A 14,308-nucleotide genomic window follows, 5' to 3' on the forward strand; every position below is an offset into this window, starting at 1 on the left:
CATGACCGTCCTCGCCACCGCCGATCAGCTCGCCGATGCGCGTGCGGCTCGCGCCGCCATCCGGGCGGGGCACGCCGAGCCGACCAGCGGCGTCGCGGTGGGGCTGACCCAGGCGAACCTCATCGCGGTGCCGGCCGACTGGGCCTTCGAGACGTTGCTCTTCGCGCAGCGGAACCCGAAGCCGTGCCCGGTGCTCGAGGTCATCGAACAGGGGCAAGTGGCGTCCCGGCTCGCGCCCGGCAGCGACATCCGCACGGATATCGGCCGCTATCGCGTCTGGCGCGACGGAGAGCTGGCGGAGGAGGTCTCCGACGCGACCGAGGCCTGGGCGGAGCATCCGGACCTCGTGTCGTTCCTGATCGGATGCAGCTTCACGTTCGAATCCGGTCTCGTGCAAGCGGGGATTCCGATCCGCCACCAGGAGCTCGGCCGCAACGTGCCGATGTACCGGACAGCGGTGCCGTGCACGCCGGCGGGACGGCTGAGCGGCGAGATGGTCGTGTCGATGCGGCCGATCGCTGCGGATCGGGTGGCGGATGCCGTGCAGATCTCCGGCCGTACTCCGGCGGTGCACGGCGCTCCGGTGCACATCGGGGATCCGGCGTCGCTCGGGATCGACGATCTGGCATGCCCCGACTTCGGTGACCCCCCGGAGATCCGTGCCGGCGAGGTGCCGGTGTTCTGGGCCTGCGGGGTCACCCCGCAGGCCGCGATCATGGCCTCGAAGCCGCCGTTCGCGATCACGCACGCGCCGGGGTACATGTTCATCACCGACGTTCCGGATGCGGAGTACCTCGTCTGATGCGCATCCTCACGGCATCCGATCATGCTCTGCTCGTCGAGGCGGCCGACCTCGACGAGGCGATGCGCCTGAACCTCGCGTGGGAGGGAGTGCCCGGGGTGGTCGAGCGCATTCCCGGTGCCCGGACCGTGCTCGTGCGCTTCGATCCGCTGCGGGTCTCCGCCGTCGAGCTGGCGACCGCGCTCGCGGCCGTGGAGATCGACACCGCGCAACTCCCGGACGCGGGCGAGGTCGTCGTGCCGGTGCGGTACGACGGCGAAGACCTCGACGAAGCGGCGACCCTGCTCGGGGTCTCGACGGAGGAACTGGTGAACCGGCACCTCGCTGCCGATTGGCGGGTCGCGTTCTCGGGCTTCGCCCCCGGATTCGGCTACGTCGTCAGCAGCGATCCCCTGTTCGACGTGCCGCGCCGATCTTCACCGCGCACGCGCGTGCCCGCCGGGTCCGTGGCACTCGCGGGCGCGTTCACTGGGGTGTATCCGCGCGAGAGCCCCGGAGGATGGCAGCTGATCGGCCGCACGGACGCCGTGATGTGGGACATCGACCGTGACCCTCCCGCACTCCTGGCCCCCGGCACCTCCGTGCGGTTCGAGCACGTGCGCGAAGTGGCTCGGCCGGGTGTGGCGGGGTCGGACGAATCGGGTCGAAACGGAGACGACGCGGTGCGCCCGGGGCGTGTCGTGGAGCAACACGCCGAGACGGATGCGGATGCTCTGGGTTTCCGCACACAGGCTGCGGTCGAAGTGGTCCGCCCGTCGCTGCAGCTGCTGGTGCAGGATGCCGGGCGCCCGGGTTTCGCGGCGCTCGGGGTCTCGGCATCCGGGGCGGCCGACCGCCGGGCCCTGCACGATGCGAACCGTGCGGTGGGCAACGCGACCGCGGCCGCGGTGCTGGAGAGCGTCGGCGGTGCGGTGCTGCGATTCCGGGGAGCGGGCGTCGCCGCGGTCACCGGAGCGGTCGGTGCGCTCAGCCTGACCGACGTCGAGGGCGCTGTCCGTTCCGTGGCCCACGGTGTGCCCTTCGCCACGGTCGACGGCGACGAGCTGACCCTCGGCCATCCCGCGCGCGGACTGCGCTATGTCATCGCCGTCCGCGGTGGACTGGAGGCGGCTGCTGCACTGGGCAGCCGCGCCGCCGACACCCTGGCCGGACTCGGACCCGAGGTGCTGACCGCGGGCGCGGTCGTCCCGGTGGGCGGCGTCGCCTCGCACCCGGTCGAACCCGACGCCCTGCCCCGTGAGCTGCCGGCCGTGGGCGACCTCGTCGAGCTCGAGATCACGCTCGGTCCCCGCGACGACTGGTTCACGGCCGACGCGCTCGCGACCCTCACCGCTCAGGAGTGGACCGTGACGCCGCGCTCCGACCGGGTCGGCATCCGGCTCCACGGCGAGGTGCCCCTGGAACGCGCACGCGGCGGGGAGCTGCCGAGCGAGGGCGCCGTCACCGGTGCGATCCAGGTGCCGCCCGACGGGCAGCCGGTGCTGTTCCTCCCCGACCACCCCCTCACCGGGGGATACCCGATCATCGGTGCACTCACGGACCGCAGCCTCGACCTCGCAGGTCAGCTGCCACCGGGCGTGCGCCTTCGCTTCATCGTCAAGGAGACCTCATGACCGCCGCGCCGACCACGCAGAGGATCCTGATCGCCAATCGCGGAGAGATCGCCGTGCGCGTCATCCGTGCCTGTGCCGAAGCCGGCTACGCATCGATCGCGGTGTACGCCGACCAGGACGTCGATGCCCTGCACGTGCGCCTCGCCGACGAGGCCGTGGGTCTCGTCGGCATTACGGCCGCCGACACCTACCTCTCCATCGACGCGCTGCTCGCCGCCGCACGGCAGTCGGGGGCGACCGCCGTGCATCCCGGATACGGATTCCTGTCGGAGAGCGCCGCGTTCGCGCGAGCGGTGGAAGAGGCCGGGCTGGTCTGGATCGGTCCGACGCCCGCGAGCATCGACGCGCTCGGAGACAAGATGACCGCGCGTCGCATCGCTCAGCAGGTCGGTGCCCCTCTGGCGGCCGGAACCGATGAGCCGTTGGCCGGCGCGGAGGAGGCGGTGGCTTTCGCGGAGGAACACGGTCTCCCGATCGCGATCAAGGCGGCCTTCGGCGGCGGCGGGCGTGGACTCAAGGTCGTGCGCGAGCTGTCCGCGGTGGCGGAGGCGTTCGATGCGGCCACCCGCGAGGCCATCGCGGCGTTCGGTCGAGGCGAGTGCTTCGTGGAGCGGTTCCTGGAGAGCCCGCGTCATATCGAGGTCCAGGTGCTCGGCGACGGACGCGGCGGTGTCGTCATCGTCGGCGATCGTGACTGCTCGATGCAGCGTCGCAACCAGAAGCTCATCGAGGAAGCCCCCGCGCCCGGACTGTCCGTCGCACAGCGGACCCGGTTCCACGACGCCGCACGCTCGATCTGCGCCGAGGTCTCCTACCGCGGGGCCGGCACGGTGGAGTTCCTGCTCGCCGCCGACGGCACCATCTCCTTCCTCGAGGTGAACACCCGGCTCCAGGTGGAGCATCCGGTCACCGAAGCGGTCGCCGGGATCGATCTGGTGCGCGAGCAGTTCCGGATCGCGTTCGGGGAAGGTCCGTCCTTCACCGAGACGCCCGACCCCGTCGGCCACGCGTTCGAGTTCCGGATCAATGCCGAGGACCCCGGTCGCGGATTCCTGCCCAGCCCCGGCCGCGTCGAGCGGTTGCGGATCCCCGGTGGTCCTGGCGTGCGGTGGGACAGCGGCATCGATGAGGGCGACGTCGTCCAGCCGGCCTTCGACTCGATGATCGCCAAGCTCATCGTGCACGCGGAGTCGCGCGACGCGGCCATCGTGCGGGCGCGCCGGGCACTGCGTGAGCTCGTGGTGGAGGGTCCGGCGACGGTCATCCCGTTCGACCTGCTCGCCCTCGACGATGCGGCGTTCGCCACCGAGACCTTCGCGGTGCACACGCAGTGGATCGAGAGCGCGCTGCTGCCGAAGCTGGAGATGCATCCCCGCCCGTCAGCGCTGCCGGACGCTGTGCTGCAGCGCTTCCCGGTCGAGATCGACGGACGGCGGGTGATGCTCGGGCTCCCGGCGGCTCTGCTCGCAGGACTCGGGCCGCCGACGGGCGCTGCCGTGCCCACGCCCGCCGCCGATCCGACCGAACTGTGCTCCCCCGTGCCGGGCACACTCGTGCGCTGGCTCGTCGAGGAGGGCGCGGAGGTCGCACAGGGCGATCCGGTCGCCGTCATCGACGCCATGAAGATGGAGACGACGGTCGAAGCCCATCGCGCCGGCACGCTTTCACAGCGTGTTGCGCTCTCCGCGACGGTCTCGGCCGACGGCGTGCTCGCGGTCATCGACTAAGTCGCGTTCACAACTCCGCAGAAACGTAGCCGTTCCGGGCCGAACCGGCCGCATGAAGCGGGATTCGGGCTACTTCTGCGGAGTTGTGAACCGCGACGGCGGGAGAGCCGGCGGGAGAGCCGGCGGGAGAAGCCGGTTACTCGGGGTCGCCGCCGAGCGGGCCGACGGCTGCGAGCGGACGGGGGTCGTCGGCACCGGTCTTGCGCAGGCGGGCGATCAGGTTCCCCAGGTGGTAGATCAGGATTGCCGCGACCGTGGCGATGACGATTCCGCCGAGTTCGAAGCCGGAGGCCTCGTCTTTGATCATGAACCCGCCGACGGCCATGATCAGGGCGACGGCGGCCGTGTACTGGTTGACGGGCCGGGAGAAGTCGACGCGGTTGTCGACCCAGATCTTGATGCCGATCACCCCGATGAGGCCGTACAGTGCGGTGGTCACGCCACCGAGCACTCCGGCGGGCACGGAGTTGATGACCTCACCGAACTTGGGCGAGAGGCTGAGCAGGATCGCGGCGGCTCCGGCCACCCAGTACGCAGCGGTGGAGTAGACGCGGGTGGAAGCCATCACACCGATGTTCTCCCCGTAGGTCGTGGTTCCCGATCCGCCGAAGAAGCCGGCCAGGGTGGTCGAGACACCATCGGCGATCAGGGCCTTGCCGGTCTGCTGGTTCACGCTCGCATCACCGGTCATGGTCGCGACGCCGCGCACGTGGCCGACGTTCTCCGCGATCAGCACCAGGACGACGGGGAGGAACATCGCCAACGCCGTCAGCGTGCCGGGCTCGGTGAAGTTCGGGAAGGTGAAGGTGGGCAGCCCGATCCAGTCCGCCTTCTCGACGGCTGTGAAGTCCAGTTCCCCGCGGAAACCCGCGAAGATGTAGCCCGCGATCACGCCGAGGAAGATCGAGATGCGTCCGAGGAAACCGCGGAAGACGACGGCGAAGAGGATCGTGATCGCGAGGGTGAAGGTCGCGGTCACGGGCGCTGCGGCGTAGTTGTTGTGCGCTGCGCCGGCGAGGTTGAACCCGATGAGGGCGACGATGGTCCCCGCCAGGACCGGCGGCAAGAAGCGATCGACCCACTTCACGCCGACCGTGTGCACCACGACGCCGATGATCGCCAGGAGTACGCCGACCGCCACGATGCCGGCCAGGGCGGTGCCCATGTTCGCGGAGGCGGTCGCGGCCGTGACCGGTGCGATGAAGGCGAAGGAAGAGCCGAGGTAGCTGGGCAGCTTGTTGCGGGTGATCAGCAGGAACAGGATCGTGCCGACACCGCTGAACAGCAGGGTGGTGGCGACCGGGAAGCCGGTGATGATCGGCACCAGGAACGTGGCGCCGAACATCGCGACGACATGCTGGAGTCCGATCGCGATCGTCGCCGGCCAGTTCAGGCGCTCATCGGGACGGACGACGGCGTCGGGTTCGACCGTGCGGCCGTTTCCGTGCAGCTTCCACAGGGCCATGCGGGCTCCTCAGAGGTTCGGGGGATGGCAGGAGTGCTGGAGCAACACTATCGATTCCTGAGGGTTCCCTGAGTGCGGACGCCCCTCTCCGTCGGTCGCCGTGCAGGTTCAGATGCAGGTGTGCACGACGGATGCAGGAGCGGCTCGCGGCCGATCGTCATGCATCCGTCGGATCGTCATGCATCCGAGCCGCACACGCGGGCGTGCGAGCAGCGCACAGCGGGAGGGGTCAGGCTCCGAGACGCTCGATCAGCTCGCGGTAGCGGTCGGCGGTGCGTGCGACCACATCGTCCGGAAGCAGCGGCGGCTCGCCCTGCTGGTCCCAGTTCGCGGACAGCCAGTCGCGCACGATCTGCTTGTCGAAGCTCGCCATCCGTGCGCTCGGCGTGCTGCCGGTGCGCCAGGCCTCGGCGTCCCAGTAGCGAGAGGAATCGCTCGTGAGCACCTCGTCGGCCAGGCGCAGGGTGCCGTCGGCATCCGTCCCGAACTCGAACTTGGTGTCGGCGAGGATCAGGCCCTTCTCCTCGGCGATGGCGGCCGCAGCCGTGTAGATCGCGAGGGAGGTGTCGCGCAGTTCGGCCGCACGGTCGGCGCCGACCAGCTCGACGGCTCGGTCGAACGTGATGTTCTCGTCATGCTCGCCCATCGGCGCCTTGTAGGCGGGGGTGAACAGGGGCTCCGGCAGTCGGTCGCCGTTGTGCAGGCCCGCGGGCAGCGGGATGCCGCACACGGTGCCGCTCTCCTGGTACTCGGCCCAGCCCGACCCCGTGATGTAGCCGCGCACGACGCACTCGATCGGCAGCATCTCGAGCGACTGTGCGAGCATGGCGCGATCGACGACGGCCTCGGGCAGCTCACCCGCGGCGATGTGGTTGGGGAAGTCGGAGAGCTGGGCGAACCACCAGCGGCTCAGACGCGTCAGCAGGGCGCCCTTGTCGGTGATGCCGGGAGAGAGCACGAAGTCGAAGGCGCTCACGCGGTCGGAGGCGACGACGAGGATGCGGGTGTCCGCCGGGTCTTCCGAGGCGTACAGGTCGCGGACCTTGCCCGAGTAGATGTGCCGCCAGTCGGGGATGCTCTGTGCCGTGCCTTCTGAAGGAATGCTCACCCGCTCATTATCCCGGTTCCCTCGGGCGGGTCCCACCGAGACCCCCGTTCGGCGCCGAGACCCCGCCGTACCGCCGTAACTGCGACGGGGTCTCGGCGCCAGGACGGGGTGTCGGCGACAGGACGGGGTCTCGGCGACAGGACGGGGTCTCGCCGCGGTCGAAATGGGCGTATAGTCCACATGGACTATTTGAGGGGACGCATGAAGAAGGATGCCGTCGATCGCCTCACCCCGATGGGGGTGATGGTGCTCGCGCTGCTGCGCGAGGGCGACATGCACCCCTACGAGATGGTGCGTCTCATGCGGGCCCGCCACGACGACCGGCTCCTCACGATCACGAACGGGACGCTGTACCACACGGTCTCCCGGCTGCATCGTGCAGGGTTGATCGATGAACTCGGCATCGACCGCGATGGCAACCGTCCGGAGCGCACGACCTACTCCCTGACGGATGCCGGACGCGAAGCGGTCGTCACGTGGGTGCAGCGCGAGCTGCCCCGCATCGACCGCCCCGCCGAGTTCCGGATCGCGCTCGCCGAGGCGCACAACCTCGAGCGTCCGGAGGTCATCGAGCTTCTGGGCGCGCACCGGGTCGCCCTGGTCGACGACCACATCCGACATCGCGACGGCCTGGCGAACGCCCGGAATCACGCGGTTCCCGAACAGGTCCTCGTCGAGATCGAGCGTCAGGAGGCGCTGCTGGCGGCGGAGCTCCGCTGGCTCGACTCCCTCCTCGAACGCCTCGAGGCCGACGCCCTGCCGTGGGGTCCCACGGCATTCCAGAACTCAGACCGCTACCGCGCTCAGCGAAAGGCTGCACAGCAATGACCGATGCTCCTCGTGCCGGAGACCGCCCACCGGTGTCCGTGCCCTCGTCCTCCGGTCCGTCGACCGGCACCTACTCCCTCGGGCACAAGCCCACGAGTCCCTGGCCTGCGCTCTGGGCGCTCGTCATCGGCTTCTTCATGATCCTGGTCGACACCACGATCGTGTCGGTCGCGAACCCGGCCATCAAGGCGGCGCTCGACCCGAACACGAACAACCTCGACAACGTGGTGTGGGTCACGAGCGCCTACCTGCTCGCCTACGCCGTGCCGCTGCTGATCACCGGACGCCTCGGCGACCGCTTCGGCCCGAAGAACATCTACCTGATCGGTCTCGCGATCTTCACGCTCGCCTCGCTCTGGTGCGGACTCTCCACCACACTCGAGGGGCTCATCGTCGCCCGCGCGGTGCAGGGGCTCGGTGCGGCGTTCATGACCCCGCAGACGATGGCCGTGATCACCCGCACGTTCCCGCCCGAGCGTCGCGGTGCCGCGATGGGACTGTGGGGCGCGACCGCCGGTGTCGCCACCCTGGTCGGCCCGCTCGTCGGAGGCCTGCTGGTCGACGGCTTCGGCTGGGAGTGGATCTTCTTCGTGAACGTCCCGGTCGGCATCGTCGCGTTCGTGCTCGCGTGGCGCCTGGTCCCGAAGCTCGCGACGCACCCGCACCGCTTCGACATCGTGGGCGTGGTGCTGAGCGCCGTGGCCCTCTTCCTCCTCGTGTTCGGACTCCAGGAGGGCGAGAAGTACGACTGGGGCGTCATCTGGGGACCCATCTCGGTGTGGAGCCTGATCATCGCCGGGCTGGTGGTCCTCGGCCTCTTCATCCTGCAGCAGGCCAAGACCCGGAGTGAGCCGCTGGTCCCGCTCGAGCTGTTCCGCGACCGCAACTTCTCGGGGGCGAACGTGGCGATCGCCGCGGTCGGCTTCACGGTGACGAGCATGTCGCTGCCGATGATGTTCTTCCTGCAGACGGCGCGCGGGCTCACGCCCACCGAAGCGGCGCTGCTCCTGATCCCGATGGCCGTGCTCTCGGGTGTGCTCGCTCCGGCCGCGGGCAAGCTGCTCGACCGGGTCGATCCGCGCATCATCCTCATCCCGGGGTTGCTCTGCGTGGCCGGCGCGCTGGTCTGGTACTCGGCCCTGATCAACATGGACACCCCGATCTGGATGTTCCTGCTGCCGTCCGCCCTGATGGGCATCGGCAACGCGGGCATGTGGGGCCCGCTCGCCACCACGGCGACGCGCAAGCTCCCTCCGCGCCAGGCCGGTGCGGGTGCGGGCATCTACAACACGACCAGGACGATCGGATCGGTCATCGGCTCGGCATCCATCGCGGCTTTCATGCAGTCGCGCCTGGAGGCGAACCTCCCGGGTCTCGCCGATGCGCCGTCCGGCATCTCGACGGGCGGGACGCTTCCGCCGCAGGTGGCCGACGGGTTCGCCGCCGGTATGGCGCAGTCGATCCTGCTGCCGGCGTGTGTCATGGGGATCGCCCTCATCGCCTCGCTGTTCCTCGGCCGCTACGACAAGACCACGGCTCCCTGAGTCCGGCCCCGGCTTTCGAATCGCGTGAATGGTCGCATCCGTGGCTCGGATCGGGCCGTTTGCGCGATTCGAAGGCCCGGAGTGAGTTGCACCGGCGACCACCGTCTGGTGTGCTGAGGCGATGACGATCGCGCTCTCCCGACCGACCACCGACCTGTTCGAGTCCTGGGCCGCCGCGGTGGCCGAGTTCCAGGGCGGACACGTCGACGGTGCCGGTATCGAGAAGGGGCTGGTGCCCGACCGTGCCGCGTGCGAGGCCTTCGTCGAGATGGCGGCGCTGTTCGCGACCCCCGGTGCCGCGCTGCCGGAGGGGCGGGTTCCGTGCGACCACTTCTGGATCACCGAGGGTGACGAGGTCGTCGGGTTCATCGCGTTCCGCCGCGAGCTCAACGAGTGGCTTCGTCGCTTCGGCGGCCACATCGGATACTCGGTGATCCCCTCCCGACGCCGGGAGGGGATCGTGCGCGAGGCGCTCCGCCTGATGCTGCGCCTGGCGAAGGCCGAGGGCTACGAGCGGGTCATGCTCACCTGCGATGACGACAACGTGGGGTCGATCCGGACGATCGAGGGTGCAGGTGGCGAGCTCGAAGACGTGATCGACGCCCCCGAGCCCGGGCAGCCCCGCGTACGGCGGTACTGGATCGACATCTCGGGGACCAGCCTCACCGCGAGCTAGCCTCACCGCGAGCGTCTGCGGTCCGGAGGCGGAGCAGGACTACTCCGCGACCCGGGCGGCGATGTCCGTGCGGTGGTGCGAGCCCTCGAGGGAGATGCGGGAGATCGCCTCGTACGCGCGGTCGCGCGCCGTGCGGAAGTCGGAGGCGACGGCCACGACGTTCAGCACGCGGCCGCCCGTCGCGATGAGCGATCCTCCCGGTGCATCGGGGCTCGCGGTCGCCGCATGCACGAGTCGCACACCCTCGACCGACGCAGCGTCCGCGAGGCCCTCGATCGGGCGACCGGTCTGCGGCGCCTCGGGGTAGCCTTCGCTGGCGAGCACGACGGTGATCGCCACGTCGTCGCTGAACTCGGGCTCGGGCTGATCTTCGAGCGTGCCGGAGGCAGCGGCGAACAGCAGGTCCGACAACGGGGTCACCAGTCGGGGCAGCACGATCTGCGTCTCGGGGTCGCCGAAGCGGGCGTTGAACTCGATCACGCGCACACCGGCCGGGGTGAGGATCAGCCCCGCATAGAGCAGCCCGATGAACGGGGTGCCCTCGGCGTCGAGCTGCCGCACCACGGGGAGAGCCACGTCACGGGTGACCTCTTCGACGAAAGCCCGCTCGCTGCCGAACTGCTCGGCGAGCCACGGCAGCGGCGAATACGCGCCCATGCCACCGGTGTTGGGTCCGGCGTCACCGTCGAGTGCGCGCTTGAAGTCCTGAGCGGGGCTGAGCGCGCGCACCGTGTCGCCGTCGCTGAGGAAGAACAGCGAGACCTCGGGGCCGGAGAGGAACTCCTCGATGAGGACGGGCCCGGCAGGAAGGTACTGCTCGGCGTGCGCGAGGGCGTCGGCACGGTCGGACGTCACGATGACACCCTTGCCCGCGGCGAGGCCATCGGCCTTGACCACGTACGGTGCGCCGAGCTCGTCGAACGCGGACTCGACCTCGGCTGTGGTGGATGCACGGACTGCACGACCGGTCGGCACGCCAGCCGCGTCCATGACCCGCTTGGCGAAGGACTTCGAGCCCTCCAGCTGAGCGGCGGCCTTGCCCGGGCCGAACACCGGGATGCCACGCACCCGCAGCGCATCCGCGACACCGGCGACCAGCGGGGCCTCGGGGCCGACGACGACCAGGTCGATGGCGTGCTCATGCGCGAAGGCCGTCACCGCGGCACCGTCGAGGGGATCGACCGTGACGGGGGTCGCATCCTGCGCGATGCCGGCATTGCCCGGAGCGACGAAGATCTCGTGCTCCGTCTGCTCTGCCCGCAGGGCGAGGATGATCGCGTGCTCACGGGCACCGGAACCGAGGACGAAAATCTTCACCCGTCCAGACTACCGAGGCTCACGGTCCGGGTTTCAGGTGGTCGGTGTTCGGGTGTTCGGTGTTCACAACTCCGCAGAAGCCCGCCGAATCGGTGCATACCCGCGGTGTGTCGGTCGTTCGCCCAACATTCTTGAGGAGTTGTGACCGAGGTCGAAGGGACTCCAGACTCCGAGAACGACCGGGCTCCGGGGTCGACCGGGCTCAGAGGTCGACGGTCCGTTCCACGGAGGCATCCCAGGGCACGGTCCAGCCGGCGGCGTCGAACAGGGCATCGAGCACCATCGCGGTGAAGCCCCACACGATCGTGCCGTCGACGTCGAAGGCGGGGCCGCGGAAGGTGTGGCCCATCCGTGTGAGGGTCGAGGTGAACCGGGTGGCCGGGTCGAGGAGCTGGGCGACAGGGACGCGGAACACCTCGACGGTCTCGGCGTGGTCGACGGCCACGACCCGCGACGGCGACTGCCACCAGGCCAGCACCGGGGTCACCAGGTGGTTGCTGGCGGCGAGCGGAATCACGGGGAGCGTGGCCAGGATCTCCACTCCGTCCGGATCGAGCCCGGTCTCCTCCTCGGCTTCGCGCAGGGCTGTGGCCACGGCATCGGCGTCATCCGGCTCGACACGGCCGCCCGGGAAGGAGACCTGACCGGGGTGGGAGGAGAGGGTGGGTGCGCGGCGCTGCAGAAGCACGTCGAGATCGCGGGCGACGGCGGGTCCGGCCGTGGGGGCGGGGATGCGGTCGAGCACGCCGAACAGGATGAGCACGGCCGCGTCATGAGCGCTCTGCGGATCGGCGAGCTGCGGGATGCGCACGCCCCAGGAATGGTCGGCGACAGCCGCGAGCAGCTCGGCGCGGGCGCCCTGGGGATGCATGCTCATGCGTTCGAGCTTAGGACTCGTCCCGCGACGTCGGACGTAGTCTGGAGAGATGGCCAGGAAGATCGACATCACGGACGGACGCGTCGCGCTCGATGCCGTCCGTGCCGCCGATGCCTCGGGGGCGAAGCCGCAGCGCTCCGACCTCGCCACCGCCGTGCGCTACCTGCTGCAGCTGCTGGACGAGAAGGCGCCGGGTAACAGCGTCGAGGTTCGGGTGCCCCCGTTCGGTGCGGTGCAGGTCATCCAAGGACCCCGTCACACCCGGGGCACGCCGCCCAACGTCGTCGAGATGGATGCCGCGACCTGGATCGCCGTGTCGACCGGGACCGAGCGATGGGCGGAGGCCGCGGCCGCCGGGCGCATCCACGCCTCCGGGACCCGCGCCGATCTGAGCGACGTCCTCCCGTTGCGGCCCTAGCGCGGAGGCCCACACGCAGAACCGCCCCGGGGTTCACGCGGATCGGGGCGGTTCGCAGGTCGCAGTGGTCGCGGTTCAGGCGAGCTGTGATCGGAACGCCTTCGCGGCGACCATGAGCTCCTCGACCCTCGTGCGGTCGGCGCGGTTCTCGAACTTGCCGTCCTGCTTGAAGTACGTGCCGACGACAGCGCCATCGGCGACGGCGAGCTGATCGGCGACGTTGGAGGCCCGGACGCCGGTGTTGACGAAGACGGGGACATCTCCGGCGTTCTCCTTCACGATGGCCAGCGACTGCGTGTCTGTGGGCGCGCCCGCGGTGAGCCCGGAGACACAGAGAGCGTCGGGCTTGGTCGCGAACACCGTGGTGCGGGCGATCGAGCCCAGGTCGCGTTCGGCGAGGTAGGTGGCCGACTCCGGCACGATGTTGAAGAGCAGTTTCACGTTCCCCGCGCCGATGCGGTGGCGGTGGCGGGCGACTTCACCGACGTTCGTGTTCCACAGACCGAAGTCGCTGGCGTAGACGCCCGTGAAGATCTCGCGGACGAAGGCGGCGTCGGTTGCGGTGGCGAGGTCGATGGAGGCCCGGCCGTCCCACAGCACGTTCACGCCGAAAGGGACGGAGAGATCGCGCTGGAGCTCGCCGAGGACGCGGGCCATGGTGATCGCGGTGATCGGCTCCGTCTTCGTCAGGTACGGAAGGCTGAACTCGTTCGAGATCATCACGGCGTCGACGCCGCCGCTCTGCAGGGCGTCGAGCTCGCCACGGGCGCGGTCCACGATCGCGGCGACACCGCCGACGGTGTCGTAGCCGGGGTCGCCGGGGAGCGGAGCCAGGTGCAGCATCGCCACGATCGGCTTCTGTGTGCCGAACACCTCGGGGAGCCAGTTGGGCATGTCTTTCCTCGTTTCTTCGGAATGGATCACAGTTGCTGTGAAAGATTCACGACGAGCAAAGCACAAGTAATTCATTCACACAAGCTTGTCGCCTAAGGTGGGATCTGCCACACGAGGAGGTAGGGATGGAAGCCCACGAGCGCCGCGCGCTGATAGAGCAGCGTGTTCTCTCTGACGGGGAGGCCGAGTTCAAGGCTCTCGCCCTGGAGTTCGACGTCTCCGAGATGACCATCCGTCGCGACCTGGAGCTCCTCGAAGAGCGCGGCAGCGTGCGTCGGGTGACCGGCGGTGTGATCGCCGCGCACGGAACGGCGGTGGAGCCCGGGTTCAATTCGCGAGCGTTGATGGGCGCGCGCGAGAAGATCAACATCGCTGCCGCTGCCGTCGCTCATCTCAACCATGGTGAGACCGTCGTGCTCGACAGCGGCAGCACTGCGCTTGCCGTGGCTCGGGCGATCGTCGGCAAGGGGCTCGGGCTCACGGTTGTCACGCCGAGCATCCTCGTCGCGCTCGAGCTCCACGACGAGCCCAACACCACGATCCTCGTCACCGGTGGGCGGGTGCGGCCGGGCGAGCTCAGCCTGGTCGGTGCCGAGTCGATCGAGGCATTCAAGCGCTACAACTGCGACGTGTACGTCATGGGGGTCTCCGGGGTAGACGGCAAGCGCGGTCTCTCCGACTACTCCAATGAGGAGGGGGCGGTGAAGCGCGCGGCGATCGAAGCCTGCGATCGCGTCATCGTCGTCGCCGACGCGTCGAAGCTCGGCCGCGTGCATCTGACGAATGTCGCCGGCCCGGGTGAGGTCGATCTTCTGGTGACGGATGGTGCGGTGGATCACCCCGCGCTCGTCGGGTTGCGCGCGGCTGGCGTGCAGATCGAAGCCGTTCCTGCGCTCTAGCGAACCGCGCTCCGCGTCCGGCCCTCTTGCGCAACGGTTGAGCAACAGGTGTGAGATTTCGCATTGACAAGCGAAGGGATCACGTTTTACTGTTCCACAGCGATGAGATTTCTTCCCATTCCTCCCTGGGGGTGGTCGAA

13 protein-coding genes are annotated in these 14,308 nt (G+C 69.4%); 8 read left to right on the forward strand and 5 right to left on the reverse strand.

All coding sequences use genetic code 11. The features are described from left to right. The first annotated feature begins 1 nt into the window (after position 1). The 3 genes from LRQ07_RS01830 to LRQ07_RS01840 are packed head-to-tail and all read left to right on the forward strand — an operon-like array spanning position 2 to position 4,142. Positions 2-802, forward strand: a complete 801-nt coding sequence (locus LRQ07_RS01830; protein WP_131492065.1) for a putative hydro-lyase — start codon at positions 2-4, stop codon at positions 800-802. Continuing rightward, complete coding sequence (locus tag LRQ07_RS01835) at positions 802-2,415, forward strand: urea amidolyase family protein (protein ID WP_131492066.1); 1,614 nt, start codon at positions 802-804, stop codon at positions 2,413-2,415. The genes LRQ07_RS01830 and LRQ07_RS01835 overlap by 1 nt, the downstream gene beginning before the upstream one ends. Beyond that, positions 2,412-4,142, forward strand: coding sequence for an acetyl/propionyl/methylcrotonyl-CoA carboxylase subunit alpha (locus LRQ07_RS01840; RefSeq protein ID WP_131492067.1), 1,731 nt, complete (start codon positions 2,412-2,414; stop codon positions 4,140-4,142). The genes LRQ07_RS01835 and LRQ07_RS01840 overlap by 4 nt, the downstream gene beginning before the upstream one ends. A gap of 136 nt (positions 4,143-4,278) precedes the next feature. On the opposite strand, the gene LRQ07_RS01845 is transcribed toward LRQ07_RS01840, so the two are convergent. Together LRQ07_RS01845 and LRQ07_RS01850 are read right to left on the reverse strand one after the other, a co-directional pair. Beyond that, positions 4,279-5,607 (reverse strand): uracil-xanthine permease family protein, encoded by a 1,329-nt coding sequence (locus tag LRQ07_RS01845; protein ID WP_047522199.1) that lies wholly within the window; start codon positions 5,605-5,607, stop codon positions 4,279-4,281. Between the two features lie 229 nt (positions 5,608-5,836). Next, positions 5,837-6,715, reverse strand: a complete 879-nt coding sequence (locus LRQ07_RS01850) for a phosphoribosylaminoimidazolesuccinocarboxamide synthase (RefSeq protein ID WP_256535671.1) — start codon at positions 6,713-6,715, stop codon at positions 5,837-5,839. Positions 6,716-6,916: 201 nt separating this feature from the next. Between LRQ07_RS01850 and LRQ07_RS01855 the strand changes: the two genes are divergently transcribed. The 3 genes from LRQ07_RS01855 (at position 6,917) to LRQ07_RS01865 (ending at position 9,763) form a co-directional block, all read left to right on the forward strand. Then, complete coding sequence (locus LRQ07_RS01855; RefSeq protein ID WP_256535672.1) at positions 6,917-7,543, forward strand: PadR family transcriptional regulator; 627 nt, start codon at positions 6,917-6,919, stop codon at positions 7,541-7,543. Then, positions 7,540-9,087 (forward strand): DHA2 family efflux MFS transporter permease subunit, encoded by a 1,548-nt coding sequence (locus tag LRQ07_RS01860; RefSeq protein WP_413775526.1) that lies wholly within the window; start codon positions 7,540-7,542, stop codon positions 9,085-9,087. Before LRQ07_RS01855 ends, LRQ07_RS01860 begins: the two co-directional genes overlap by 4 nt. 121 nt (positions 9,088-9,208) lie before the next feature. After that, on the forward strand, positions 9,209-9,763 hold the full coding sequence (locus tag LRQ07_RS01865) for a GNAT family N-acetyltransferase (protein WP_256535673.1): 555 nt from the start codon (positions 9,209-9,211) through the stop codon (positions 9,761-9,763). Positions 9,764-9,802: 39 nt separating this feature from the next. Here LRQ07_RS01865 and purD read toward each other — a convergent pair whose 3' ends face one another. Continuing rightward, positions 9,803-11,080 (reverse strand): phosphoribosylamine--glycine ligase, encoded by a 1,278-nt coding sequence (gene purD, locus LRQ07_RS01870; protein ID WP_131492071.1) that lies wholly within the window; start codon positions 11,078-11,080, stop codon positions 9,803-9,805. Positions 11,081-11,282: 202 nt separating this feature from the next. Beyond that, positions 11,283-11,957, reverse strand: a complete 675-nt coding sequence (locus LRQ07_RS01875; RefSeq protein ID WP_131492072.1) for an NUDIX hydrolase — start codon at positions 11,955-11,957, stop codon at positions 11,283-11,285. A gap of 49 nt (positions 11,958-12,006) precedes the next feature. Between LRQ07_RS01875 and LRQ07_RS01880 the strand changes: the two genes are divergently transcribed. After that, positions 12,007-12,375: a sterol carrier family protein gene (locus LRQ07_RS01880; RefSeq protein WP_131492073.1), complete on the forward strand. Its 369-nt coding sequence runs from the start codon at positions 12,007-12,009 to the stop codon at positions 12,373-12,375. Between the two features lie 75 nt (positions 12,376-12,450). On the opposite strand, the gene LRQ07_RS01885 is transcribed toward LRQ07_RS01880, so the two are convergent. Beyond that, on the reverse strand, positions 12,451-13,269 hold the full coding sequence (locus tag LRQ07_RS01885; RefSeq protein WP_047522214.1) for a BtpA/SgcQ family protein: 819 nt from the start codon (positions 13,267-13,269) through the stop codon (positions 12,451-12,453). Between the two features lie 125 nt (positions 13,270-13,394). On the opposite strand from LRQ07_RS01885, the gene LRQ07_RS01890 reads away from it, so the two are divergent. After that, positions 13,395-14,168 (forward strand): DeoR/GlpR family DNA-binding transcription regulator, encoded by a 774-nt coding sequence (locus LRQ07_RS01890; protein ID WP_021199208.1) that lies wholly within the window; start codon positions 13,395-13,397, stop codon positions 14,166-14,168. Positions 14,169-14,308: the final 140 nt, after the last annotated feature.

Origin of the sequence: Microbacterium sp. J1-1 (genome assembly GCF_024498615.1) — a bacterium.
GTDB classification, from domain to species: domain Bacteria; phylum Actinomycetota; class Actinomycetes; order Actinomycetales; family Microbacteriaceae; genus Microbacterium; species Microbacterium aurugineum.

What these genes read in the sequence shown, in the direction of transcription:
- LRQ07_RS01855 (WP_256535672.1), top strand. Translation starts at nt 6,917, where the DNA reads ATGAAGAAGGATGCCGTCGATCGCCTCACCCCGATGGGGGTGATGGTG.
- LRQ07_RS01865 (WP_256535673.1), top strand. Translation starts at nt 9,209, where the DNA reads ATGACGATCGCGCTCTCCCGACCGACCACCGACCTGTTCGAGTCCTGG.
- LRQ07_RS01845 (WP_047522199.1), bottom strand. Translation starts at nt 5,607, where the DNA reads ATGGCCCTGTGGAAGCTGCACGGAAACGGCCGCACGGTCGAACCCGAC.
- LRQ07_RS01860 (WP_413775526.1), top strand. Translation starts at nt 7,540, where the DNA reads ATGACCGATGCTCCTCGTGCCGGAGACCGCCCACCGGTGTCCGTGCCC.
- LRQ07_RS01880 (WP_131492073.1), top strand. Translation starts at nt 12,007, where the DNA reads ATGGCCAGGAAGATCGACATCACGGACGGACGCGTCGCGCTCGATGCC.
- LRQ07_RS01835 (WP_131492066.1), top strand. Translation starts at nt 802, where the DNA reads ATGCGCATCCTCACGGCATCCGATCATGCTCTGCTCGTCGAGGCGGCC.
- LRQ07_RS01840 (WP_131492067.1), top strand. Translation starts at nt 2,412, where the DNA reads ATGACCGCCGCGCCGACCACGCAGAGGATCCTGATCGCCAATCGCGGA.
- LRQ07_RS01885 (WP_047522214.1), bottom strand. Translation starts at nt 13,269, where the DNA reads ATGCCCAACTGGCTCCCCGAGGTGTTCGGCACACAGAAGCCGATCGTG.
- LRQ07_RS01830 (WP_131492065.1), top strand. Translation starts at nt 2, where the DNA reads ATGACCGTCCTCGCCACCGCCGATCAGCTCGCCGATGCGCGTGCGGCT.
- LRQ07_RS01890 (WP_021199208.1), top strand. Translation starts at nt 13,395, where the DNA reads ATGGAAGCCCACGAGCGCCGCGCGCTGATAGAGCAGCGTGTTCTCTCT.
- LRQ07_RS01875 (WP_131492072.1), bottom strand. Translation starts at nt 11,957, where the DNA reads ATGAGCATGCATCCCCAGGGCGCCCGCGCCGAGCTGCTCGCGGCTGTC.